The sequence below is a fragment of the Brevundimonas sp. LM2 genome, from assembly GCF_002002865.1.
Classification (GTDB): Bacteria; Pseudomonadota; Alphaproteobacteria; order Caulobacterales; family Caulobacteraceae; genus Brevundimonas.
The window spans coordinates 2,754,516-2,776,020 of record NZ_CP019508.1 but is presented as its reverse complement, the minus strand read 5'-3'; the positions used below and the strand labels follow the sequence as shown (position 1 = coordinate 2,776,020).

At 69.5% G+C, this 21,505-nt stretch carries 22 protein-coding genes; 7 read left to right on the top strand and 15 right to left on the bottom strand.

The features are described 5' to 3' along the window. Positions 1 to 51: 51 nt before the first annotated feature. Together BZG35_RS13760 and BZG35_RS13755 are read right to left on the bottom strand one after the other, a co-directional pair. The gene (locus BZG35_RS13760; RefSeq protein WP_077356340.1) at positions 52 to 1,269 is read right to left on the bottom strand and encodes an MFS transporter; all 1,218 of its coding nucleotides are present in this window, start codon (positions 1,267 to 1,269) and stop codon (positions 52 to 54) included. Between the two features lie 108 nt (positions 1,270 to 1,377). Then, entirely contained in the window at positions 1,378 to 3,249 is a 1,872-nt protein-coding gene (locus BZG35_RS13755; protein ID WP_171981962.1) for a methyl-accepting chemotaxis protein, read from the bottom strand. Positions 3,250 to 3,437: 188 nt separating this feature from the next. On the opposite strand from BZG35_RS13755, the gene BZG35_RS13750 reads away from it, so the two are divergent. Further along, the gene (locus tag BZG35_RS13750) at positions 3,438 to 4,631 is read left to right on the top strand and encodes a carbohydrate porin (protein ID WP_077358151.1); all 1,194 of its coding nucleotides are present in this window, start codon (positions 3,438 to 3,440) and stop codon (positions 4,629 to 4,631) included. A gap of 3 nt (positions 4,632 to 4,634) precedes the next feature. On the opposite strand, the gene BZG35_RS13745 is transcribed toward BZG35_RS13750, so the two are convergent. The 5 genes from BZG35_RS13745 to purC are packed head-to-tail and all read right to left on the bottom strand — an operon-like array spanning position 4,635 to position 6,642. After that, complete coding sequence (locus BZG35_RS13745) at positions 4,635 to 5,099, bottom strand: YbhB/YbcL family Raf kinase inhibitor-like protein (protein WP_077356333.1); 465 nt, start codon at positions 5,097 to 5,099, stop codon at positions 4,635 to 4,637. A gap of 55 nt (positions 5,100 to 5,154) precedes the next feature. Beyond that, positions 5,155 to 5,388: a phosphoribosylformylglycinamidine synthase subunit PurS gene (purS, locus tag BZG35_RS13740; protein ID WP_077356332.1), complete on the bottom strand. Its 234-nt coding sequence runs from the start codon at positions 5,386 to 5,388 to the stop codon at positions 5,155 to 5,157. Next, positions 5,385 to 5,669: a virulence factor gene (locus tag BZG35_RS13735; protein ID WP_077356330.1), complete on the bottom strand. Its 285-nt coding sequence runs from the start codon at positions 5,667 to 5,669 to the stop codon at positions 5,385 to 5,387. The genes purS and BZG35_RS13735 overlap by 4 nt, the downstream gene beginning before the upstream one ends. Next, positions 5,669 to 5,863, bottom strand: a complete 195-nt coding sequence (locus BZG35_RS13730) for a hypothetical protein (protein ID WP_077356328.1) — start codon at positions 5,861 to 5,863, stop codon at positions 5,669 to 5,671. The genes BZG35_RS13735 and BZG35_RS13730 overlap by 1 nt, the downstream gene beginning before the upstream one ends. 20 nt (positions 5,864 to 5,883) lie before the next feature. Next, positions 5,884 to 6,642 (bottom strand): phosphoribosylaminoimidazolesuccinocarboxamide synthase, encoded by a 759-nt coding sequence (gene purC / locus BZG35_RS13725; RefSeq protein WP_077356325.1) that lies wholly within the window; start codon positions 6,640 to 6,642, stop codon positions 5,884 to 5,886. Positions 6,643 to 6,946: 304 nt separating this feature from the next. Here purC and BZG35_RS13720 point away from each other — a divergent pair, with 304 nt between their 5' ends. Then, the gene (locus tag BZG35_RS13720; RefSeq protein ID WP_077356323.1) at positions 6,947 to 7,270 is read left to right on the top strand and encodes a DUF1476 domain-containing protein; all 324 of its coding nucleotides are present in this window, start codon (positions 6,947 to 6,949) and stop codon (positions 7,268 to 7,270) included. 135 nt (positions 7,271 to 7,405) lie between these two features. On the opposite strand, the gene BZG35_RS13715 is transcribed toward BZG35_RS13720, so the two are convergent. The 3 genes from BZG35_RS13715 to purB all read right to left on the bottom strand — a co-directional run bounded on the left by BZG35_RS13715 (position 7,406) and on the right by purB (position 9,932). Then, complete coding sequence (locus BZG35_RS13715; protein ID WP_077356321.1) at positions 7,406 to 8,023, bottom strand: fasciclin domain-containing protein; 618 nt, start codon at positions 8,021 to 8,023, stop codon at positions 7,406 to 7,408. Positions 8,024 to 8,128: 105 nt separating this feature from the next. Then, positions 8,129 to 8,617: a DNA-deoxyinosine glycosylase gene (locus BZG35_RS13710; RefSeq protein ID WP_077356319.1), complete on the bottom strand. Its 489-nt coding sequence runs from the start codon at positions 8,615 to 8,617 to the stop codon at positions 8,129 to 8,131. Between the two features lie 7 nt (positions 8,618 to 8,624). Next, positions 8,625 to 9,932 carry an adenylosuccinate lyase gene (purB, locus tag BZG35_RS13705; RefSeq protein WP_077356317.1) on the bottom strand — a complete coding sequence of 436 codons (1,308 nt, stop codon included), beginning with the start codon at positions 9,930 to 9,932 and terminating at the stop codon, positions 8,625 to 8,627. Between the two features lie 154 nt (positions 9,933 to 10,086). Between purB and BZG35_RS13700 the strand changes: the two genes are divergently transcribed. Continuing rightward, complete coding sequence (locus BZG35_RS13700; protein ID WP_077356315.1) at positions 10,087 to 10,755, top strand: glutathione S-transferase; 669 nt, start codon at positions 10,087 to 10,089, stop codon at positions 10,753 to 10,755. Positions 10,756 to 10,832: 77 nt separating this feature from the next. Continuing rightward, on the top strand, positions 10,833 to 10,967 hold the full coding sequence (locus BZG35_RS18330; RefSeq protein ID WP_256364114.1) for a hypothetical protein: 135 nt from the start codon (positions 10,833 to 10,835) through the stop codon (positions 10,965 to 10,967). Between the two features lie 13 nt (positions 10,968 to 10,980). On the opposite strand, the gene BZG35_RS13695 is transcribed toward BZG35_RS18330, so the two are convergent. Both BZG35_RS13695 and BZG35_RS13690 read right to left on the bottom strand, forming a co-directional pair. Continuing rightward, positions 10,981 to 12,747, bottom strand: a complete 1,767-nt coding sequence (locus BZG35_RS13695) for a lytic transglycosylase domain-containing protein (RefSeq protein ID WP_253189180.1) — start codon at positions 12,745 to 12,747, stop codon at positions 10,981 to 10,983. Positions 12,748 to 12,844: 97 nt separating this feature from the next. Next, complete coding sequence (locus BZG35_RS13690) at positions 12,845 to 13,627, bottom strand: uracil-DNA glycosylase (RefSeq protein ID WP_077356313.1); 783 nt, start codon at positions 13,625 to 13,627, stop codon at positions 12,845 to 12,847. A gap of 192 nt (positions 13,628 to 13,819) precedes the next feature. Here BZG35_RS13690 and BZG35_RS13685 point away from each other — a divergent pair, with 192 nt between their 5' ends. The 3 genes from BZG35_RS13685 (at position 13,820) to BZG35_RS13675 (ending at position 17,170) form a co-directional block, all read left to right on the top strand. Then, positions 13,820 to 15,472 (top strand): electron transfer flavoprotein-ubiquinone oxidoreductase, encoded by a 1,653-nt coding sequence (locus BZG35_RS13685; protein ID WP_150126148.1) that lies wholly within the window; start codon positions 13,820 to 13,822, stop codon positions 15,470 to 15,472. A gap of 101 nt (positions 15,473 to 15,573) precedes the next feature. Further along, positions 15,574 to 15,999: a hypothetical protein gene (locus BZG35_RS13680; RefSeq protein WP_077356309.1), complete on the top strand. Its 426-nt coding sequence runs from the start codon at positions 15,574 to 15,576 to the stop codon at positions 15,997 to 15,999. Between the two features lie 40 nt (positions 16,000 to 16,039). Beyond that, positions 16,040 to 17,170 carry a mechanosensitive ion channel family protein gene (locus BZG35_RS13675; RefSeq protein ID WP_077358147.1) on the top strand — a complete coding sequence of 377 codons (1,131 nt, stop codon included), beginning with the start codon at positions 16,040 to 16,042 and terminating at the stop codon, positions 17,168 to 17,170. Between the two features lie 26 nt (positions 17,171 to 17,196). Here the strand turns inward: BZG35_RS13675 and BZG35_RS13670 are convergent, their stop codons facing one another. From BZG35_RS13670 to smc, 3 genes are all read right to left on the bottom strand, one after another. Continuing rightward, positions 17,197 to 17,583, bottom strand: a complete 387-nt coding sequence (locus BZG35_RS13670; RefSeq protein ID WP_077358145.1) for an endonuclease domain-containing protein — start codon at positions 17,581 to 17,583, stop codon at positions 17,197 to 17,199. A 68-nt stretch (positions 17,584 to 17,651) separates the two neighbouring features. After that, complete coding sequence (locus BZG35_RS13665; RefSeq protein ID WP_077356305.1) at positions 17,652 to 18,071, bottom strand: hypothetical protein; 420 nt, start codon at positions 18,069 to 18,071, stop codon at positions 17,652 to 17,654. Continuing rightward, the gene (gene smc / locus BZG35_RS13660) at positions 18,068 to 21,505 is read right to left on the bottom strand and encodes a chromosome segregation protein SMC (RefSeq protein ID WP_077356303.1); all 3,438 of its coding nucleotides are present in this window, start codon (positions 21,503 to 21,505) and stop codon (positions 18,068 to 18,070) included. Before smc ends, BZG35_RS13665 begins: the two co-directional genes overlap by 4 nt.

Here is a 21,505-nt window from a genome sequence, read left to right as displayed (position 1 = left end):
GACCGCCACCGAAGCAGAAGGCCCGCGAGCGATCGCGGGCCTTTTTGTCGTTCAGACGCCGCCGCTGCGTTTGGCGTCCCACATCGCCCAGACCCAGATCAGCAGGCCGCCGAAGGCCAGGGCCGCCCCGACCAGACCGGTCGAGGGCAGGCCGAATCCAGCCAGGATGGCCAGGCCGCTCAGGAACGGGCCCAGGGCGTTGGCCGTGTTGAAGGCCGAATGGTTCAGCGCCGCCGCCAGGGTCTGGGCGTCGCCGGCCACGTCCATCAGCCGGGTCTGCAGCAGCGGCCCGAGGCCCATGCCGGTCCCGATCAGCACGATGACCGCCAGCACGGCCCACAGGTGGGGAGCGGCGAAGGCATAGGCGATCAGGGCGAAGACGCTCCACACCAGCATGACGGCCCCGGCCTTCATGCCGAAACGGTCGGCCGCCCAGCCCCCGATCAGATTGCCCGCCAGCATGCCGCAGCCGAACACCGCGAACACCCAGGGGATCAGGCCGGGCCCCACGCCGGTGACCTCGGTCAGGGTCGAGGCCAGATAGGCGTAGACCGCGAACATGCCGCCGAAGCCGATCGCGCCGATGCCCAGCGTCAGCCACACCTGCCGACGCTTGAGCGCCCCCAATTCCCGCAGCGGGCTGGCCTCCGCGTGGGCGGGATCGCGCGGGGCGAACAGGGCGACCAGGGCCATGGTCACAAGGGCGAGAACCGACACGATGGCGAAGGTCCAGCGCCAGCCGAAGTCGTGGCTGATGGCCGTGGCCACGGGCACACCGATGACGGTCGCCACGGTCAGGCCGAGCAGGATCGAGGACACGGCCCGGGTCCGCCAGGCCAGGGGCACGATCGAGGCCGCGACCAGGGCCGCCACGCCGAAATAGGCCCCATGGGGCAGACCGCTGAGAAACCGGAACACCAGCATCCACTGGAAGTTCGGCGACAGGGCGCTGAGGCCGTTGCCGATGGCGAACAGGGCCATGAAGCCGATCAGCAGCTTCCAGCGTGCCACCCGCGCGCCCAGCACCGCCAGGACCGGGGCACCGATGACCACGCCCAGGGCGTAGGCGCTGATCGCATGGCCGGCGGTCGGCGTGTCGACGCCCAGGTCGGCGGCGAAGTCCGGCAGCACGCTCATGGCGGCGAACTCCGTCACCCCGATGGCGAAGCCCCCCATGGCCAGGGCGAGCAGCACCAGCGGAACGGCCTTGGGGGCGCGGATCGCCACTGCGGGCGTGGGCCCGGCGGGGCAGGTCGTGTCGGTCGGCATACAGAACTCGAATGGGTACAGAATTGCTGCACCGCAATATAAGTGATCGACCGTCACCTTCAACCGCAACGCCGCCGGTGCCCGATCACGCTTTGCTAACGCGCCTTCTCAGGCGGCGATCTTGTTCATCGCTTGGCGCGCGCGGGGCGCGCGCTGGCCGGTGCGATCCGACAGTTGAAACTGGCCGACCGAGCGGCTCAGCGTCTCGGTTTCCTGCGCCAGGGCGTGGCTGGCGGCGGTCGTCTCCTCGACCATGGCGGCGTTCTGCTGGGTCACCTGATCCATCTGGCCGATGGCGGTGTTGACCTCGCGCAGGGCCGTGGACTGCTCCTCGCTGGCGGCGGCCATTTCGTTGATGAGCGACCCGACGTCCACGACACGGCGGGCGATCCGGTCCAGGGTCGAGCCGGCCTCGCGCACCCGGTCGACGCCCAGCGTCACCTGGCGGCCCGAGTCCGAAATCAGGGTGTTGATCTCCTTGGCCGCCTCGGCCGAACGCTGGGCCAGGGCCCGGACCTCGGAGGCGACGACCGCGAAGCCGCGACCCGCATCCCCCGCCCGGGCGGCCTCGACCCCGGCGTTCAGCGCCAGCAGGTTGGTCTGGAAGGCGATCTCGTCGATCACGCTGATGATCTGGCTCATCTGGTTGGACGCCGCATGGATGGCATCCATGGCCGAGACGGCTTCGGCGACGACCCGCCCGCTCTTCTCGGTCTCCTTGCGGGTTTCTCCCACGGCATCGGCGGCGGCGCGGGCCCCCTCGGCGGAGCGGAGGACGGTGGCGGTGATCTCCTCCAGGGCCGCCGCCGTTTCCTCCAGACTGGCCGCCTGTTGTTCGGTGCGGCGCGACAGGTCGTCGGCGGCCTGGGCCACCTCTCCGGCTCCGCCCCGGATCGCCACGGCATTGGCGTCGACCGAGGACAGGGTCTGCTCCAGACCGGTCAGCGCCGCGTTGAAATCGTCCTTCAGCTTCTCATAGCCGTCGGGGAAGGCCTCGGCGATGCGATAGGTCAGGTCGCCGCGCATCAGGCGGTCCAGGCCTTCGGCCATGGCGGTCACCACCACGGCCGGTTGCTGGGCCGCGGCCTGCTGGGTCAGTTCGGCCAGCTGGCGCTGTTCCTCCTGCGCGGCCAGTTCGGCCTGCTCGCGTTCGGCCGTCGCCGCGCGCGCCTGGTTCTGCAACTCGGCTTCCTTGTGCGCCCGCTCGACGATCAGGGCCTGAAGGGCCACGACCGACCGGCCAACGGCCCCGATCTCGTCGGCCCGGTCCGCGCTGGTCAGGGCGACATCGGTCCGGCCCTCGGCCAGGGCCGCCATCTCGTCGTCCAGGGCGGCGATGGGGGCCGTGATCGCGCGCGCCGAAGCCCGCATCATCAGCAGGCTCATCACCACGCCCAGAACGATGACCCCGCCCATGACCACCATACCGCCAACGGCCATGAAGTCCGCTCTTGCCTTGGTCGACTTGAGGACAGTCTCGACCTCTTCCGAAATCTCGCCCATCCGGCCTTCCAGTTCGCTGAAGCGGGCGGTGAAGCCGGGCAGGGCCGCCGTGGCCGCCGCCGGGTCGGTGGCGGCGAGAGCAACGATGCTTTGCGCCGTGACGATATACTGCTCCAGGGGGCCGGCGACGGCGCCCAGGGCGCGGACGGTGGCGGGGTCGGCCGCCGTTTCCTTATTTCTGGCGACTGCGGCGCGGAAGTTTTCGGAATGCTCCTCGAGATCGGCCTGGATGGCCGGCATCTGGTCCGGACGGCCCTGTTGGGCGGCCAGCAGGGCGGCCAGCACGTCGCTGCGCAGCGCGTCATGCATCATGTCGGCCTCCATATGGTTGCGCATGACCGACGCGCCGATCGTCGACTTCGCCATGGCGCGGCCCAGGGCCCCGGCCACCAACAAGCCCGCGACCGGGCCCAAGGTACAAAGGATCACCATGAAAAGCCCGGCGAATTTCACCTTGGATCGGATTGTCAAAAGCATCTGTCGCCCCCGTTTCAAGAACATCTTGGAGTATCGATGTTAACAACGTTGTTATGTGGATTATAAGTGGTAATACCTACGCCGTTACAGGGCTGATGTTGATTGTATGTTCAACATTACTTGCAATACCGAACCTCTAATCGAAGAGGCGCAGCAAACGCCGCCTCAGGCCGGGGGAGGCGATGCCGATGGTCAGTCTCAAGGAATTTCGACAGTCGATCCAGGCCGTCCTGGCCTTGGCCGCGCTGGGGGTGAATGCGAGCCCCGCCGCGAGCCAGGACGCGACCACCGATCCGGCCTGGGTCTGGCAGGCCGCCTATACCGCCGATGTGATCGGGGTGGTGGCCGGAGACGCGCCGCGTGCCGGGCGCTATCTCGACGATCTCTCGGTCGGGCTCGACGGCGACCTGGAACGACAGTTCGGCTGGGCCGGCACGCGCGCGCATATCAGCCTGCTGGCCAATCACGGCGGTGAGCCGAACGCGGTGGGCGGCACCCTGCAGGGGTATGACAATATCGAGGTCGCCGCCCAGGGCGTGCGGTTGTACGAGGCCTGGGTCGAGACGGCTTTTGCCGGCGGTCGGGCTTCGGTGTTGGCGGGCTTGTATGACGTCAATGGCGAGTTCTATGCCACGGGCGCGTCGGATCTCCTGCTGTCTCCGCCGTTCGGCATCGGATCGGAGCTGGCGTCGACCGGGCCGAACGGGCCCGCGATTTTCCCTTCGACGTCGCTCGCAATGCGTCTGCGCATCGGGACACCCGAAACTACCTATGTCCAGGTCGCTGCGGTCAATGCCCGGGCGGGAACGATCGGGGACGTCGATGGCGTCGATGCGACGCTCGACGACGGAATCCTCTACCTGGCCGAGGCGGGCCGGTCGGGCCCGGTGCGGATCGCCGCCGGGGTCTGGCGCTATGGCGAGACCCAGGAGGACATCCGCCGCCTTTCTCTCTCGGGCGACCCCGCACGCAGCCGCGCCCAGGGCGCCTATCTGCTCGCCGAGGGCACGGTCCTGACCCTATCGGGGGGCGGCACCCTGGCGGCCTTCGGCCGCTTCGGCGTGTCGGACGGCGACACCACCGACTTCGAAGGGGGCTGGCAGGCCGGTCTGCGGCTGGACTCGGTCGTTTCGGGCCGGCCCGACAGCGCCCTGTCGCTGGGCATGCATCAGGGCCTTCTGTCCGACAAGGCCCGCGCCAACGCGATCGACGCGGGCACCCCCTTCGCCACGGCGGAGAGCGGCATCGAACTGACCTATGCCGACACCCTGGGGCCCTTCACGATCCAGCCCGACCTGCAGTGGATCCATCATCCGGGCGGCGAGCGCGACCGCGACCCCATCCTGATCGCGGGCGTTCGCCTGGTCTGGACGATCCGTTAGGCCTCAGCCCTTGTTCTCGTAGGTCGCGGTGATCGAGGCCTTGGCCAGGGTGTGGAAGAACAGGTTGAAGCCGTATTTGGCCCCCGAGTCCTCGGACGTGACCTCCAGCCGGTCGGTATCGACGGCGAAGACGGTGAAGACATAGCGGTGGGGCCCGTGGCCGGGCGGCGGGGCGGCCCCGCCGAAGCCGGGCTCGCCATAATCGGTCCGACCCTCGACCGCCCCGGCCGGCACGGGACCGCCGGCGAGGATTTCGCTGACCTCGGCCGGGATATTGGCCACGGTCCAGTGCCAGAAGCCCGAACCCGTCGGCGCATCCGGGTCGAACACGGTGATGGCGAAGGACCGGGTTCCCTCGGGCGCGCCGGACCAGGCCAGATGCGGTGAGGTGTTGCCCAGGGCCTGGACGTGGGCGTCCGGCAGGGTGTCGCCGTCGCTGAAGGCGTTCGAGGTCAGGGTGAAGGTCATGTTGGCTCCTCTGGGGTTGGATCCGAAACGACAGCCCACTGCGGCGGTTGCGCCCTCAGGCCAGCTCGACCCGGTAGCTTTCGATCACCGTATTGGCCAGCAGGCTCTCGCACATCTTCTTGGCCTCGGCGGCGGGATCCTCCACGCCCTCCAGGTCCAGTTCGATCAACTTGCCGACCCGGGCATTGGACACGCCGGTCCAGCCCAGGCCTTTCAGAGCGCCTTCGACGGCCTTGCCCTGGACGTCCAGAACGCCGGGCTTAAGGAATATGTGGACGCGGACTTTCATCGATTGCTCTTCATTAGGGGTGTGAAATCGGACCAGTCCTCGACCCGGAAGCCTCGGATGTCGGTAACGCACTCGGGAAACCACGGCATGGCCTTGAGGGCCGACATTGCCGCGAACAGATTGGTCAGATCGCCTTCCTCGGTCACATACACGCTCTGCTGAACGCGATGGAAGCCGTAGCGCCCCACCGTACGTTCGACATCGCGATAGGCCTCCCTCAGGCTTTTCAGGTGCAGCAGCGCCGTCTGGTGCCAGTCCAGATCCAAAGCGATCGCGAACATCAGGCGACGGGATCGCTCTCAACGTCGGCGAGGGCGAACTCGAACACATCGTCCTCGTCGACCTTCCGCGCGCGGACGACTTCGCCCTGAATGGATAGGACTTCATAGACGGGACCGATGCCGGCGATGCGGCGGAAACGGCTAGACGTCGTCAGGTCGACCGGCCGGCGAAAGCCGACGGCCTCTTCTTCCATTCCCACCGTCCCGCTCGCCATCAGTGCAGGCCGCCCTGAATCACGGTCGGCATGTCCTTCATGATGCCCAGGCGACGCGCGACCTCGGCATAGTTCTCGATCACCTGGCCCAGGTCGCGGCGGAACCGGTCCTTGTCCATCTTCTCGCCCGTGGCGGTGTCCCACAGCCGGCAGCTGTCGGGGCTGATCTCGTCGGCCAGGATGACGCGGCTGAAGTCGTTCTCCCAGATGCGGCCGAACTCGATCTTGAAGTCCACCAGGGTGATGCCGACGGCGCCGAACATGCCGCACAAATAGTCGTTGACCCGCACGGTCGTGGCCAGGATGTCGTCGATCTCCTGGGTCGAGGCCCAGTTGAAGGCGGTGATGTGCTCTTCGGTCACCATCGGGTCGTTGAGCTCATCCTTCTTGTAGTAGAATTCGATGATCGAGCGGGGCAGGGGTGTGCCCTCTTCCTGGCCCAGGCGCGTGGCCAGGGATCCCGCGACGATGTTGCGGCACACCACCTCCAGCGGGATGATCTCGACTTCGCGGATCAGCTGCTCGCGAAGGTTCAGTCGCTTGATGAAGTGGTTGGTGACGCCGATCCCGTTCAGACGTGTCATCACGAACTCGCTGATGCGGTTGTTGATGACGCCCTTGCCTTCCAGCGTCGCCTTCTTCTGGGCGTTGAAGGCGGTGGCGTCGTCCTTGAAATACTGGATCAGGGTGCCCGGCTCGGGCCCCTCGTACAGGATCTTGGCCTTGCCTTCGTAGATCTTCTTGCGCTTCGAATTCATTGTCTCGGTCCCTGACGGGATTTGGGCGTCGCCGGAAACGCCAATCACGCTGCCAGAGGGACGTCTGGGCGGCGCGATTCGGTCTCAAGCGAAGCTGGGATTTGGTCGTCCGTCCCATAGAGGAAATCGACATGCGACACAAACGGCCGAGGGATCCCCCCGGAGCGAGGGGCGAGTCGGCAAGGCCGGGCTCTCCGTTCACCACCCATGCGAGGCGATAGCCGTTGCGTCCGAACCCGGGGCGGCTGTAGATCACCCATGCGGGCCACCCCCACTCATCCCGCGACGGAGCGATTGACGACTGATGACGACCTTCAACGATCGGGAAAAGGGCTTCGAGTCCAAGTTCGCCCTCGATCAGGACCAGGAATTCCGCGCCATGGCCCGCCGCAACAAGCTGCTGGGTCTGTGGGCGGCCGAAAAGATGGGCCTCAGCGCCGAGTCCTCGGAGGACTATGCCAAGGCCGTGGTCCGCGCCGATTTCGAGCAGCCGGGCGAGGAAGACGTGTTCCGCAAGGTGGCGGGTGATTTCAAGGGCTCCGGTCTGACCGTGTCCGAGGGCGAGATCCGCTCCAAGATGGACGAGCTGGCCTCGATGGCCCGCGACCAGGTTCGCGCCGGCGATTAGGCAAAGGAAAAGGGCCGCAGTGGGGGAACTGCGGCCCTTCCTTATCGGGGGCTGGGGGGAATAGCCTCACCCGACGGTTTTGCGTGTTGAGCGCCCCATCCAAATGCGGGACCACGCAAAAGGTTCACCTTAAAATCAGCCCGGCATCACGACGGTGTCGATGACATGGACGACGCCGTTCGACTGCAGGACGTCGGCTTGGGTGACGCGCGACGTGCCGCCCTTTTCGTCGGTCAGGGTGACCGAACCGTCCGCGTTGACGGCGACCGTCAGCGCGTCGCCCTCGACGGTGGTCAGTTCGACCTTGCCGTTGTTGGCCTGGGCCTGGGTGGCCAGGTCGGCCGCGGTCAGACGACCCGGAACCACGTGATAGGTCAGGATCTCGGTCAGATCGGCCTTACCGGCCGGGGCCATCAGGCTTTCGCGCGTGGCGACCGGGATCTTCTCGAACGCGGCGTTGTCGGGCGCGAACACCGTGAACGGACCGGTGCCCGAAAGGGTCTCGGCCAGGCCGGCGGCCTGGACGGCGCTGACCAGGGTGGTCAGGTTCGAGGCCTTGGCGGCATTGGTCACGATCGTGTCGTTGGGGCTCATCGAGGCTCCGCCGACGACGGGGTCGGTGGTGGCGGGGGCCATGGCGGCCGTTTCGGTGGCGGGGGCGGCGGGTGCCTCGGTCTCGGCACCGCTGTTGCAGGCGGCCAGGCCCAGCAGGGCGGCCGAGGCGACGGTAAGGGTGAGGATGCGGGTGTTCATGGCGTCTTCTCCTGTGGGACCACCGCTTGAGACGCGGCGCCTCAGACAAAGACGGCTGACGCACATAAAGGATGCCTCCGCGATCACGTTTCGCGGCGCGACAGGTTACCGCAGCGTGATCGAAAGCTGGTCCCAGACGTCGGCCTTGGTCGCGAACGGCCGGGCATGAGCGGGGCTCGAAGAGGGCAGGTCGATCACGGTCAGTCCGCAGTCTTCACCCAGCAGACGCCGCCCGGTGCGGGCCGCCAGGGCCCCGTTGAAGGCGATGGCGCGGAGCTCCGGCAGGGTGGCGACCAGGGCGAGCAGGTCGGCCGCCTCGGCCCGTCGGATGGCGGCGTCCAGACTGCCGCGCCGCTCGCCGCTGACGATGACATCCCACAGCCCGACCCTCGCCATCCGCAGGGCGGCCAGACGCTCAGGGTAGGGCAGGCCGACCAGATCCACGGCCACGACCCGCCCGACCAGCCGCCAGAAGGCGTTCTGTGGGTGCGCATAATATTCCTGAGCCGCCAGCGAGGCATCGCCGGGCAAACTCCCCAGGATCAGCAGCCGGGTGCGGGCATCGACGACCGGGGCGAAGGCCCGCTTGGTCACCGCGCGATCAGGTCTGGGCCGGGCCGAACACGCGGGCGAAAACGGTGTCCACGTGTTTGGTGTGGTAGCCGAGGTCGAACAGGGCCTCCAGTTCGGCGTCCGGCACGATGACCTCCGGGTCTTCCTTCAGGAAGTCGAGGAAATTGCCCTCGCCGCGCCAGACCTTCATCGCATTGCGCTGGACCGCCGCGTAGCTGTCCTCGCGCGACTGACCCAGCTGGGTCAGGGCCAGCAGAACGCGCTGCGAGTGGACTAGGCCGCCGAGCTTATCCAGGTTCTTCTGCATGTTGTCCGGATAGACCAGCAGTCGCTCGATCACCCCGGCCAGGCGGTTCAGGGCGAAGTCCAGGTGGACGGTGGCGTCCGGCCCGATGCCGCGCTCGACCGAGGAATGGCTGATGTCCCGCTCGTGCCACAGGGCGACGTTCTCCATCGCCGGAGTCACGGCCGAGCGGACCAGACGGGCCAGGCCGGTCAGGTTCTCGGTCAGGATCGGATTGCGCTTGTGCGGCATGGCCGACGAGCCCTTCTGGCCCTTGTCGAAGAACTCCTCGGCCTCCAGCACCTCGGTGCGCTGCAGGTGGCGGATCTCGACCGCCAGCCGCTCGATCGACGAGGCGACCACGCCCAGGGCGGCGAAGAAGGCGGCGTGGCGATCGCGTGGGATGACCTGGGTCGAGACCGGCTCGACCTGCAGGCCCATCTTTTCCGCGACGTATTCCTCCACCGCCGGATCGACGTTGGCGAAGGTGCCCACGGCCCCGGAGATGGCGCAGGTGGCGATCTCGTCCTTGGCGGTGACCAGACGGCGGCGCGCCCGCTGGAACTCGGCGTGATAGCCGGCCAGCTTCAGGCCGAAGGTCACCGGCTCGGCGTGGATGCCGTGCGAACGGCCGACGGTCGGGGTGTATTTGTGCTCCTTGGCCCGCGCCTCGAGCGCCGCCAGCACCCGGTCGACCCCGGCGATCAGCAGGTCCGACGCCCGCGCCAGCTGCACGGCGAAACAGGTGTCCAGCACGTCGGAGGAGGTCATCCCCTGGTGCAGGAAGCGGGCCTCCTCGCCGACCGTCTCCGACACGTGGGTCAGGAAGGCGATGACGTCGTGCTTGGTCGTCCGCTCGATCTCGTCGATCCGGTCGCTGTCCCAGGCCGCGTGCTCGCCCTTGGCCCAGATGGCCTCGGCGGCCTCGGTCGGGATGACGCCCAGCTCGGCCATCTTGGTGGCGGCATGGGCCTCGATCTCGAACCAGATCTTGTATTTGGTCTCGTTGGACCACAGGGCGACGGCTTCGGGGCGGGAATAGCGGGTGATCATGGGCCGTGCGTGTCGGTCCATGGCCCGGCGGAGTCAAGGCGGCAGACCGGACGTCGTGTCCGCATGATCCTGGCTTATGCGTCCACAAGGGGGCTCCCCCTCGACCTCGGCCATGGCTGGGGCGCACCCTGCGCCGACTCAAGAGGAGGCGTGCGTGGAACTGATCGTCGGCAACATGGCCTTCTCGACCTGGTCGCTGCGGCCCTGGCTAGTGCTGAAGCGCTGCGGGGCGGACTTCACCACGACCGAGATCCCGCTCTACGGCCCCGACTCGGCGCGTCTGCTGGCCGAGCATTCGCCGACGGGACAGGTGCCGGTGCTCAAGGTCGAGGGCGAGACGATCTGGGACTCGATGGCGATCTCGGTCTGGGCGTCCGAGCGGTATCCCGACGCCGGTCTGTGGCCCGCCGACGCGCACGCGCGCTGGCTGGCCCGGTCGGTGACCTGCGAGATGCACGGCTCGTTCACGGCGCTGCGGACCCAGTGCAGCATGGGCCCGGACGCCGCCGGGGTGGTTCACACCCTGGTCGGACCGGACCGCGCACCGACGCCGACCTCGGACGCCGTCGCGCGCGATGTCCGCCGCCTGGTCGAGATCATGCGGACGATGCGGGCGCGGTTCGGCGGCGGGGGCCCCTACCTGTTCGGAGCCTGGTCGATGGCCGACGCCTTTCTGACCCCCGTCGCCGCGCGGTTCCGCCACTATCAGTTCGACCTCGCCGACTACGGAGATGATGGCACCGCTGCAACATATGTGGCGGAACTGCTGCGGCAGCCGGATTTCCTGGCCTGGTCAGACGAGGCGGTCACGAAGCTGCCTTAAGCGCCCCATTAACGAGACCCGCGAACCCGGCCTTAAGTGAACGCTGCTATCTTCCGTCGCGCAACGAGACCTCCGCCATGACCGCCCCGCCCGCCACCGTTCAGCCCGCCAGCCCGCCGGTCGGTCCGCGTCGCCCGTCGCTGATGAGCTATGGCGTCTTCATCCTGGTCGGTTGCTGCTTGTGCGCCTCGCTGGTCGCCAGTCTGCTGTAGGCCGTCTGCGGCGTCAGCGGGTGCCGGTCGGCTGGGCGGCCGAGGCCACCAGGATGGCCTCCAGCGTCATCGGCTGGGCCGGCATCGGTTGCGCCGGCATCGGCGGCGGCGCGACGTAGTCCAGGCTGATCGGAATCAGGGTCTGACCCCCGGCCACGGCGTCCAGCGTGTTCAGCGGTGCGCCCGTCATGCGCTGATAGATCCAGTAGGCGGCCACGACCTTTTCGACATATTCGCGCGCCTGGGGCACGTCGATCGTCTCGATCAGCAGCAGGGGATCGGCCCCCGGCCCCAGGCGGCGCAGCGCGCCCAGCATCGGACCCGGTCCGGCGTTGTAGCTGGACACCGCCCGCAGCAGGTCGCCCTCGAACTCCGGGCGCGCCAGCATGCGGTTCACATAGGTCTGTCCCAGACGGACGTTGGTCGAAGGCTGGAACAGGCGCTGGGGGTTGGCGATGAAGTCGCGCTCGCCGGTCATCTCGGCCGCCGTGGCCGGCATCACCTGCATCAGCCCATAGGCCCCCACCGGTGAGCGCGCCTCGGCGTTGAAGCTGCTTTCCTTGCGCGCGATCGCATAGACCAGCGACCGTTCCAGCGTCCAGCCACCCTCGGGGACGATCTCGGGCATGGGATAGCCGGCGGCATCGATGCGGCTGACGTCACCGCCGTTCGATCCCATGATCCGGGGCGCCAGGACCCTCGCCAGCCCGGTCCACAGGCGTCGCGTGTTGTCCGTGGCCGTGCGCAGGCCGTTGCGCAGTTCGTCCCGGGCATCGGCGCGGCGCCCGACCTCGAAGAAGGCCACGGTCCGCCGGGCGCGGGGATCGTTCTGGATGAAGGTGTCCAGCTCGCGCTGGTTGACCCCGGCGGGCTCGTCCGAAACGGCGACCGTCGGAACCATGGTGCCATAGGCCACCGGTCCGCCGCCCATGACCGGCGGCTCCTGACCAAGCTGCCGCAGGGCGATCTGGCCGTAGAAGGTGGCGGGCCAGCGCCCGGCCAAAGTCAGGAACTCCTGCACCCGGTCCTGTCGGCCCGAGCGGCTGGCGGCCCGTGCCGACCAGACCCCCGCCCCGGCGCGGGTCCAGGCGTCCTCGGTCGGATCGTTGGCCACCCGCTCAAAAGCAGACAGGGCGCGGGTGTAGTCCTCGGTCCGCCAGGCGGCGAGGCCGACCGTCCACCAGTCGCCGATCTGCTCGCCCAGGGTCAGGGCCGTCTGAAGGTCGTCGCGGTTCAGGGCGACGCGCGCGGCCTTGGCCGGGTCGGCCTCCGAGTTGCCGCCGCCGGCGGCCACCGCGTCCCAGGTCCGGCTGAAGAAGGTCCCGACCGGACGTCGCGGCTCTTCTGCGCCGTCGGGGCGGCGGCGCATGGCCAGGGCATAGACCCTCTGGGCGCTGGGCAGGTCGGCATAGACCTGCAGCCAGCCGGCCAGCTCGTCATAGGTGGCGGCATAGTCGGCGTGGAACAGGCGTTCGAACTCGACCTGTCCCATCAGAACCCGGTCACCGGCCCGTTGGGCCGACTCGCGCGCCAGGGCCAGGTCGCCGCGCCGCAGGGCGTCGAAGGCCTCCGTATAGCTCAGCCGGTCGGCGTTCGAGAGGGCCGTGGGGGTCAGGCGGCGACCCTCCTCGCTCTCGTCTCCGGCCAAGGCCGGGCCGACAACGCCCGAAACGACGGCCAGCACCAGGGCAAGGGTCGGCCCCAGATGGGCGCGGCTGCGGAAACTGAACAAGGCGGCGGCCCCCTCGTGCAACGCGTCCCCCGTTTCGGTCGGGATCAAACGCGCGGTCTGCGATCGGTCGTCAAGCCCGGACTATGCCGGAATCTTCGCACCGCATCAATCACATCGGCGTCAGAGCGTCGATAGCGTCGTTGCCTCAGTCAGCGTCCAGCCGCGCGGCGAGGGTCAGCATGTCGGCCCAGGCCGCGCGCTTGGCCTGCGGCTGTTTCAGCAGGAAGGCCGGATGCAGGGTCGCGATCACCGGGGCGCTGACGTCGCCCTCGGTCAGCCGCCAGTCCTGCCAGCGGCCCCGCACCTTCATGATGCCCTCCTCGGTCCGCAGCACCGACCGCGCGGCGGCGGCCCCCAGCAGCAGAACGGCGCGGGGTTTCATCAGGAACAGGGCGCGCTCGACGAAGGGAGCGCAGACGGCCTGTTCCTGCGGCGTCGGGGTCCGGTTGCCCGGGGGGCGCCAGAAGACGGTGTTGGTGATGAACACCCGGTCGGTCAGGCCCGCGGCCGCCAGCATGCGGTCGAACAGCTTGCCCGCCTGGCCCACGAAGGGCTGGCCCGCCGCGTCCTCCTCGGCCCCCGGGGCCTCGCCGATCACCAGGATCGGGGCCCGGGGATCGCCCCGCCCGAAGACGCAGCCCCGCGCCCCCATGCCGACGAGCTCACATCCCTTGAAGGCGGCCGCCGCCTCGGCCAGGGCCTCCACCGTGTCGGCCGCCCCGGCCATGCGCCGGGCGTCGGCCGTGGCGTCGCCCAGGTCCACCACCGGCATCACGGATTCCGTGGCCTTGGCGACGGCCTTCAGGGCCGGGGCGACGACGATCGTCCGGTCCTGGGGGGCCTCCTCGAAACAGGCGTCGACCCCCGCGTCGCGCCAGAAGGCGAGCAGGCTTTCGATCGCAGCGATATCGTGGGGCTGGGCGTTCATGGTCGGATGCGTCAGGGATAGGCCTTGACCGCCCTCGCGTCACCTTCCGATAAGCGGGGCACAGACAAAACCAGGGATTCCCGATCTATGGCCGAACAAGCCGTCGAAGGCGGCGCCGAAACGCAGGCGCAGGAAGCCATCCTCGACAACCTGCCCCCGCTGGAGGCCCTGCAGGGCGTCGAGCGCGAGGTCATGGAATACGACGTCGTCATCGTCGGCGGCGGCCCCGCCGGCCTGTCCGCCGCCATCCGGCTGAAACAGCGGGCCGAGAAGGACGGCCAGGAGATCACCGTCGCCGTGCTCGAGAAATCGGCCGAGATCGGGGGTCACATCCTGTCCGGCGCGGTGATCGATCCCCGGGCGCTGAAGGAGCTGTTCCCTGACTGGAAGGAACGCGGCGCGCCGCTGGAGACGCCCGTGACCAAGGACCGGTTCCTGATCCTGGGACCGCACGGCCAGGCCTCGCTGCCGATGTTCGCCCTGCCGCCGATGATGCACAACGACGGCTGCTACATCGCCTCCCTGGCCAATGTGTCGCGCTGGCTCGGCGAGCAGGCCGAGGCCCTGCGCGTCGAGGTCTATCCCGGCATGGCCGCCAGCCACGTCGTCTGGGACGAGCCCACCGGCCGGGTGAAGGGCGTCGTCGCGGGGGTCTTCGGCATCGACAAGCACGGCCAGCCGACCGGCGACTTCCAGCCCGGCATCGAGCTGCACGGCAAATACGTCTTCATCGCCGAGGGCGTGCGCGGCTCGCTGGCCAAGACCATCATCGCCCGCCACAAGCTGCAGGACGGCAAGGAGCCGCAGAAATACGGCATCGGCCTGAAGGAGCTGTGGCAGGTGCCGGCCGAGAAGCACCAGCCCGGCCTGGCCCAGCACACCACCGGCTGGCCGCTCGACGAGCACACCGGCGGCGGCAGCTTCATGTACCATTTCGGCGATAACTACGTGGCCATCGGCTACGTCGTGCACCTGAACTACAAGAACCCGTTCCTGTCGCCGTTCGACGAGTTCCAGCGCTTCAAACACCACCCCGCCATCGCCGAACATCTGGAGGGCGGCACCCGCATCTCCTACGGGGCGCGGGCCATCACCGAGGGCGGCTGGCAGTCGGTCCCCAAGCTGGCCTTCCCCGGCGGGGCCCTGATCGGCTGTTCGGCCGGCTTCGTGAACGTGCCGCGCATCAAGGGCAGCCACAACGCCATGAAGACCGGCATGCTGGCCGCCGACGCCGCCTATGAGGCCGTGATCGCGGGCCGGTCCGGCGACGAACTGGTTGAGTATCAGGCCGCCTATGAAGCCAGCTGGGTGTTCAAGGAGCTGAAGGCCGTCCGCAACGCCAAGCCGCTGCTGTCCAAGCTGGGCACGACCCTGGGCGGGGCTCTCGGCCTGTTCGACCTGTGGACCAACCACCTGACGGGCCTGTCGCTGTTCGGCACCCAGAAGCACGGCAAGACCGACGCCGCCTCGACCGAGCTGGCGGCGAAGCACAAGCCCATCGTCTATCCCAAGCCGGACGGGAAGCTGTCGTTCGACAAGCTGTCGTCGGTCTTCATCTCCAACACCAACCACGCCGAGGAGCAGCCCGCGCACCTCAAGCTGCTGGATCCGACGGTACCGATCCGGGTCAACCTGCCCAAATACGGCGAGCCCGCGCGCCTCTACTGCCCGGCGGGTGTCTATGAGGTGCTGTACGCGGACGAAGCGACCAAGTCGGAGCCGCGCTTCCAGATCAACGCCCAGAACTGCGTCCACTGCAAAACCTGCGACATCAAGGATCCGTCGCAGAACATCGTCTGGGTCACGCCCGAGGGTGGCGGCGGCCCGAACTATCCGAACATGTAGCGGGCGGCCGAGGTCGTGCCCCGCCCCGGTTTGGCCATAAGGGGACCCAATCCTCTCTCACGATCGCCAAGGCGCATCCTGGCGGATAGGAGGAAGGGGCCGTGAAGCTTCGGCAGCTGTCGGGGTACGTCGCCCTTTTCTCGGGCCTGGCGCTGGCGTCGTGCGTTCCCCCGCTCAGGACCGTCGTCGCGAACGAGAGCGGCTCGGCCGTGGTCATCCGGCCGCTGAGTGCCCAACCTGTTCCCGTGGCGCATGGGATGCAGTCCGGGCCTGTCATGTTCGCCGCCTATGTCGACCAGCAGGCCCTGATCGAGAAGCAGGGCTGCCTCTTCACCTATCCTGCTCCCAAGCCGGCACCCCGCGGGCTTCGATCCATATCGCCCCGAATACTCGTGGTCGTCGACCCCGACATGGTGCTGCACGTCCACGCGATGAACGCGGAAGGTGAGCGCGGCATAGAGATGACCGGGCCCGGGCTACCCCTCGTGCCGCAACGGTTCTGCGGCACTCCCGGTCCTGGGAGCTGATCGGCTCGAACCAACTTGGCCGTAAGGCGTTAGGATGCCGATGCCCCCCGAAATCCTAGAACTGACACATCGCATCGCCGAGTTGTGGCGGCAATTCTATTGGCTGCCGGAGTGGGCGGTGGTGGTCCTCGTGGTCGCCGTCTTCACCGGGGCCGGCTGGCTCGCGCATGGGATTGTCTTCGCGGTCCTGCGACGCATCGTGCGGGGACGAGACCTGTTCTGGCGCGGCGTCGTCGAGCGGGCCCGCGCGAAGCTGCGCATCCTGATCATCCTGATCGCGATCGGCTTTTCGATCACCGTCTCGCCGCTGGACCCTGACCCGTCCGCCAGCATTCGCGCCGTCATCCTGTTTTTGACCATCCTGGTGATCGGCTGGATCATCGCGGGCTCGGTCGAGATGTGGGCCGTCGTCTATCTGCGCAAATTCAACATGGCGGCCGAGGACAACCTCGTCGCCAGGAAGCACGTCACCCAGACTCGCATCCTGCAGCGCGCCGCCGTGATCCTGATCGGGGCGGTGACCGTGGCCCTGGCCCTGATGACCATCGGGGCGGTGCGGCAGTGGGGCGTGTCGCTCCTGGCTTCGGCGGGCGTGGTCGGCATCATCGCGGGCCTGGCGCTGCAGCCCGTGCTCAAGAACCTGATCGCCGGCATCCAGATCGCCACCGCCCAGCCGATCCGCATCGACGATGCCGTGATCGTCGAGAACGAGTGGGGCACGATCGAGGAGATCACCTCGACCTATGTGGTGGTCAAGCTGTGGGACTGGCGGCGCATGATCCTGCCGCTCAGCTATTTCATCGAAAAGCCCTTCCAGAACTGGACCCGCGAGACCTCCAGCCTGATCGGCACGGCCATGCTGTACGTCGATTACGAGGCGCCGATGGACCGGCTGCGGGCCGAGCTGGAGCGGATCTGCAAGGCCTCGCCGCTGTGGGACGGCGATGTCGTCAATCTGCAGGTCACCGACATCACCGAACGCGTCGCCCAGGTCCGCTGCCTCGCCAGCGCCCGCAGCGCCCCGGTCGCCTTCGACCTGCGCTGCGAGATCCGCGAGAAGATGCTCGCCTTCATGCGCGACGAATGCCCCGAGGCCCTGCCGCAGGACCGGCTGTCGCTGGAGCGGAATTCGGTCTCTCCCTCCCCTTCAGGGGAGGGTGGTCGAGCGTAGCGAGACCGGGTGGGGGCGGCCGCCACTCAATCTCCCTCCCCGTCCCGGGGAGGGGGGCCGCGCAGCGGCCGGGTGGGAACGGCCGCCTCTAGCTCTCGCAGGATGAATTCCATCACGTCTGGCAAATTGTCCCGCACGCTCGTGGCCGATATACGCAACGTCTTCAGCCCATATCGCGCCAGAGCCGCGTCCCGCTGTCGATCCCAAGCAGCGCGGCCCTCATGCGACCCGCCATCGACTTCCACAACCAGCGCGCGCGAGAGACAGACGAAATCCAGATAGTAGCCCAGCAGGGGATGCTGACGACGAAAGTGAAAGCCCTGCTCCCGTAGGCGGCGCAGCGATAGCCACAGCCGCGCCTCGGGCGGGCTCATGGCTTTCCGCATGGCTCTGGCCTTCGCGATCCTGGCCATTTTGAGCCGCCCCCACCCGGTCTCGCTCCGCTCGACCACCCTCCCCTGAAGGGGAGGGAGAGGCAAGATCACTCCCCCAACGCCGCCCGCCCGATCCTGACAGCCTCAGCCACCGTCGCCACGGCCCCCGCCGGTGCCCCCGTCCCGCAGGCCACCGCCAGCAGCTCTGCCGCATCCCCGCCCGGGGCCGCCGGATAGGCCGGCTGTCCCTCGGCCATCGCCGGCCCCTCGGTCCCCCCGACCACGACCGAGGCGAAGTCCAGCCGGTCGGCCAGCCCGGCCGCGCAGTCGAACCGCCACCACGACCAGCCGCCCCAGTAGCGGGTCGTGCCGACGGTGAAGTCGTCCTCCACCACCTGCAGCGACCGCATCCGCACCGCGTCGGGCCCTCGTTCGATCGTCGCCGCATCGGCGAAGAGGGCGAACCGGCCGACGCCGGTCAGGACCAGCTGATGCGGCGGCGGGGCGGGGGCGTCGGCCTGGATCATGCGACCAGGGTCTCCGCCTGTTTCAGGTCGACGCTGACCAGTTGCGACACCCCCCGCTCGGGCATGGTCACGCCGTACAGGCGATCCATCCGGCTCATGGTCACCGGGTTGTGGGTGATGACGATGAAGCGCGTGTCGGTGCGGTTGCGCATCTCGTTCAGCATCCGGCAGAAGCGGTCGACATTGGCGTCGTCCAGCGGCGCATCGACCTCGTCGAGGAAACAGACCGGGGCCGGATTGGCCAGGAAGACGGCGAAGATCAGCGCCGCCGCGGTCAGGGCCTGCTCGCCGCCGCTCATCAGGCTCATGACCGCCAGCCGCTTGCCGGGCGGGCAGGCGAAGATCTCCAGCCCCGCCTCCAGCGGATCGTCGGACTCGACCAGTTTCAGCTCGGCCTGGCCGCCGCCGAACAGGGCCTCGAACAGGCTCTTGAAGTTGTCGTTGATGACGTCGAAGGCGGCGGTCAGCCGCTCGCGACCCTCGGCGTTCAGCTCGTCGATGCCGTCGCGCAGTTTGGCGATGGCCCCGGTCAGGTCCGACCGTTCGATCCGCATGGTGTTCAGCCGCTCGCCGTATTCGGCGGCCTCGTCCTCGGCGCGCAGGTTGACGGCCCCCAGGGCCTCGCGCTCGCGCTCCAGGCCGAACAGCAGGCTCTCGGCCCCGGCGGCGTCCGGCGGGCGGGCGATGGCGTCGTCGGTCAGCTTCTGGCCCAGGTCCTGGGGCGACATCTGGGCCGTCTCGCGCAGATGGGCCTCGGCCTCGGCCAATTTCTCGGTCGCGGCCTCGGCCCGGGCGGACAGGCCGGCGCGGGCCTCGCGGGCCGAGGCGGCGGCGGTGTCGGCGGCGCGGGCGGCCCGGTCGGCCTCGGTCGCTGCGCCCTCCGCCACCGCCAGGGCGTCCGCGGCGGCCTTGCGTCGGGTCTCGGCGGCGGTCAGGGCATCCATCAGCGTCGCGCGCTGCGCCGCCAGGGCCTCCGGCGCACGGCGGGCCTGCAGCAACAGGGCGGCGACGCGCGCCGCGTCAGCCTCCAGCCCGGTCAGACGGCCCGTGCTGTCCTTTTGCCGCGTCGTCCAGCCGTCGCGTTCGCGCGTCAGGGCGGCCAGGCGCTGGTCACGGCCGACGCGGTCGCGGGCCTCGGCGTCGCGGTCGGCGCGGGCTGCGGCGGCGGCGGCGCGGGCCTGGTCGGCGGCGGCGCGGGCGGCGGTCAGGTCGGCCTTCAGCGTCTGCAGGGTCTCGGACGGGGCATCGACGGCGGCGGCCTCGGCGAGGGCCGCCTCGGCCGCCGCGACCTCGGTCGCCTGGCGCGCCAGGGTCTCGTCCAGGGCCTGGGCCCGCGCCTCGCGCCGCGCCTGGTCCCGACCCAGGGCCTCGACCCGGTCCCGCGCCGCCGTGACCGCCTTGTCGGCGGCGAAGGGCTGCAGCCGGGCCGCCTTCACCGCCTCTTCGGAAGCCCGGAAGGCATCGGTGGTGGCCTTGAGCGCCGCCTGGGCCTCGGCCAGGGCCGGCTTGCCGGCGTCGATCTCGGCCTCCAGCTCCGACAGGCGCGAGCGCTGGGCCAGGCGGAGGGCGGCGGGGCGAGGGGCCTCGGCCCGGCTGACGAAGCCGTCCCAGCGGAACAGGTCGCCCTCGCGCGTCACCAGCCGCGCCCCCGGCGGCAGGCCGGTGGCCAGACGCGGGGCCTCCGCCCGCTCGACGATGCCGCAGAAGGCCAGCCGCGCCGCCAGGGCCTGCGGGGCCTCGACCCGGTCGGCCAAGGGTTCGATCTCCGCGGGCCAGACCGGCGCGGTCGCCTCGGCCCCGCCCCAGTGCGCCGCGGCCTTCGGGTCCAGCGCCGCGTCCAGATCCTCGCCCAGGGCCGCCGCCAGCGCCGCCTCATAGCCCCGGTCGGCCGACACGCGGTCCAGCGCCGGCGCATGCTCGCGGCGGGTGGAGACGAGCAGCGACGCCAGCCCCCGCGCCTCGGTCTGCAGCCGCCCCAGCCGGTCCTCGGCCGCCCGCGCCGCCGTGCGCGCCGCCTGCTCGGCCCGGGCCAAATCACCTCGCCGCGCTTCCGCCGCCTCGACCGCCGCCCGCGCCTCGGTCAAGGCCGTCGTCGCGGTCTCAAGCGCCACGCGCGCCTGAGCCAGCTCGGGTGTTTCCAGCGGCCCCAAGGCCTCGCGTTCGCGCCGGGCGGCGTCCAGCGCCCCGTTCGCCCGCGCCACCCGGGCCTCGGCGTCGCGGCGGCGCGCGCTCTCGGCCTGGGCCCGGGCCTCGACCGCCGCCAGGGTGCCCGCCACGCGTTCGACCTCGGCATCGGCGGCGCGGCGCGCCTCCTCGGCCGTCGTCAGAGCCCGGTCCAGCTCCGGCCCGCGTTCGGGGGCCGCCGCGATCTCGCCCGTCAGGGCCTCCAGCGCCGCCCCGATCCGCGCCAGCTCGGCCCCGGCGTCTCCGGCCATGGCGATCTCGCGCCCGGTATCATTTTCGATCCGCTGCGTTTCGGCGCTCAGCCGGTCGACCTCGGCCCGGGCCTGCTGTTCGGCCATGTCCAGGCGGTCGCGTTCGAGACTGGCGCGGTGCAGCAGGGCCGCCGCCACCGCGTCCTCCTCGCGCGCGGGCTTCAGCCCCTCCTGCGCCGCCAGGGCCGCCGTCTGGGCCCGGGCGGCCGCGCCCGTCGCCTCGCTCACCGCCCGGTCCGCCCCGGCCAGCTCCGCCGCCGCCGTCTCCGCCGCCAGACGGGCGTCGTTCCAGCGCACGAACAGCAGGGCCGCCTGCAGGGCCCGGATCTCGGCCGAGATCTTCTTGTACTTCTCCGCCTGCCGCGCCTCGCGCCTCAGCCGGTTCAGCGCCGTCTCCAGCTCGCGGCCGATGTCCTCCAGCCGCTCCAGATTGGCCTCGGCCGCGCGCAGCCTCAGCTCGGCCTCGTGCCGACGCGTATGCAGGCCGGCGACCCCGCCCGCCTCTTCCAGGATCCGCCGCCGGTTCTGCGGCTTGGCGGCGATCAGCTCGCTGATCTGACCCTGACGCACCAGGGCGGGCGAGTTGGCCCCGGTCGAGGCGTCGGCGAACAGCAGCTGGACATCGCGCGCCCGCACCTCCTTGCCGTTGATGCGATAGGTCGAGCCCTGGCCCCGGTCGATGCGGCGCGAGACCTCCAGCAGCGGACTGTCGGTGAACGGCTGGGGGGCCTTCCGCTGGGCATTGTCGATGGTCAGGGAGACCTCGGCGTGATTGCGCGGCGGCCGGTCGGAGGCCCCGGCGAAGATCACGTCGTCCATGCCGGTGCCGCGCATGGCCTTGGCGGAGTTGGCCCCCATGACCCAGCGCATGGACTCCAGCACGTTCGACTTGCCGCAGCCGTTCGGTCCGACGACCCCCGTCAGTCCCGGCTCGATCTGCACCTCGGCCGCGTCGACGAAGGACTTGAAGCCGACGAGCCGAAGGCGCTGGAACTGCAT

Coding starts and splice junctions, on each gene's coding strand:
- BZG35_RS13755 (WP_171981962.1), bottom strand. CDS start 3,249: ATGCTTTTGACAATCCGATCCAAGGTGAAATTCGCCGGGCTTTTCATG.
- BZG35_RS13750 (WP_077358151.1), top strand. CDS start 3,438: ATGGTCAGTCTCAAGGAATTTCGACAGTCGATCCAGGCCGTCCTGGCC.
- BZG35_RS13690 (WP_077356313.1), bottom strand. CDS start 13,627: ATGAACGCCCAGCCCCACGATATCGCTGCGATCGAAAGCCTGCTCGCC.
- BZG35_RS13670 (WP_077358145.1), bottom strand. CDS start 17,583: ATGGCCAGGATCGCGAAGGCCAGAGCCATGCGGAAAGCCATGAGCCCG.
- BZG35_RS13675 (WP_077358147.1), top strand. CDS start 16,040: ATGCCCCCCGAAATCCTAGAACTGACACATCGCATCGCCGAGTTGTGG.
- BZG35_RS13735 (WP_077356330.1), bottom strand. CDS start 5,669: ATGTTCGCGATCGCTTTGGATCTGGACTGGCACCAGACGGCGCTGCTG.
- BZG35_RS13730 (WP_077356328.1), bottom strand. CDS start 5,863: ATGGAAGAAGAGGCCGTCGGCTTTCGCCGGCCGGTCGACCTGACGACG.
- purB (WP_077356317.1), bottom strand. CDS start 9,932: ATGATCACCCGCTATTCCCGCCCCGAAGCCGTCGCCCTGTGGTCCAAC.
- BZG35_RS13685 (WP_150126148.1), top strand. CDS start 13,820: ATGGAATACGACGTCGTCATCGTCGGCGGCGGCCCCGCCGGCCTGTCC.
- purC (WP_077356325.1), bottom strand. CDS start 6,642: ATGAATTCGAAGCGCAAGAAGATCTACGAAGGCAAGGCCAAGATCCTG.
- BZG35_RS13715 (WP_077356321.1), bottom strand. CDS start 8,023: ATGAACACCCGCATCCTCACCCTTACCGTCGCCTCGGCCGCCCTGCTG.
- BZG35_RS13720 (WP_077356323.1), top strand. CDS start 6,947: ATGACGACCTTCAACGATCGGGAAAAGGGCTTCGAGTCCAAGTTCGCC.
- purS (WP_077356332.1), bottom strand. CDS start 5,388: ATGAAAGTCCGCGTCCACATATTCCTTAAGCCCGGCGTTCTGGACGTC.
- BZG35_RS18330 (WP_256364114.1), top strand. CDS start 10,833: ATGACCGCCCCGCCCGCCACCGTTCAGCCCGCCAGCCCGCCGGTCGGT.
- smc (WP_077356303.1), bottom strand. CDS start 21,505: ATGCAGTTCCAGCGCCTTCGGCTCGTCGGCTTCAAGTCCTTCGTCGAC.
- BZG35_RS13665 (WP_077356305.1), bottom strand. CDS start 18,071: ATGATCCAGGCCGACGCCCCCGCCCCGCCGCCGCATCAGCTGGTCCTG.
- BZG35_RS13760 (WP_077356340.1), bottom strand. CDS start 1,269: ATGCCGACCGACACGACCTGCCCCGCCGGGCCCACGCCCGCAGTGGCG.
- BZG35_RS13745 (WP_077356333.1), bottom strand. CDS start 5,099: ATGACCTTCACCCTGACCTCGAACGCCTTCAGCGACGGCGACACCCTG.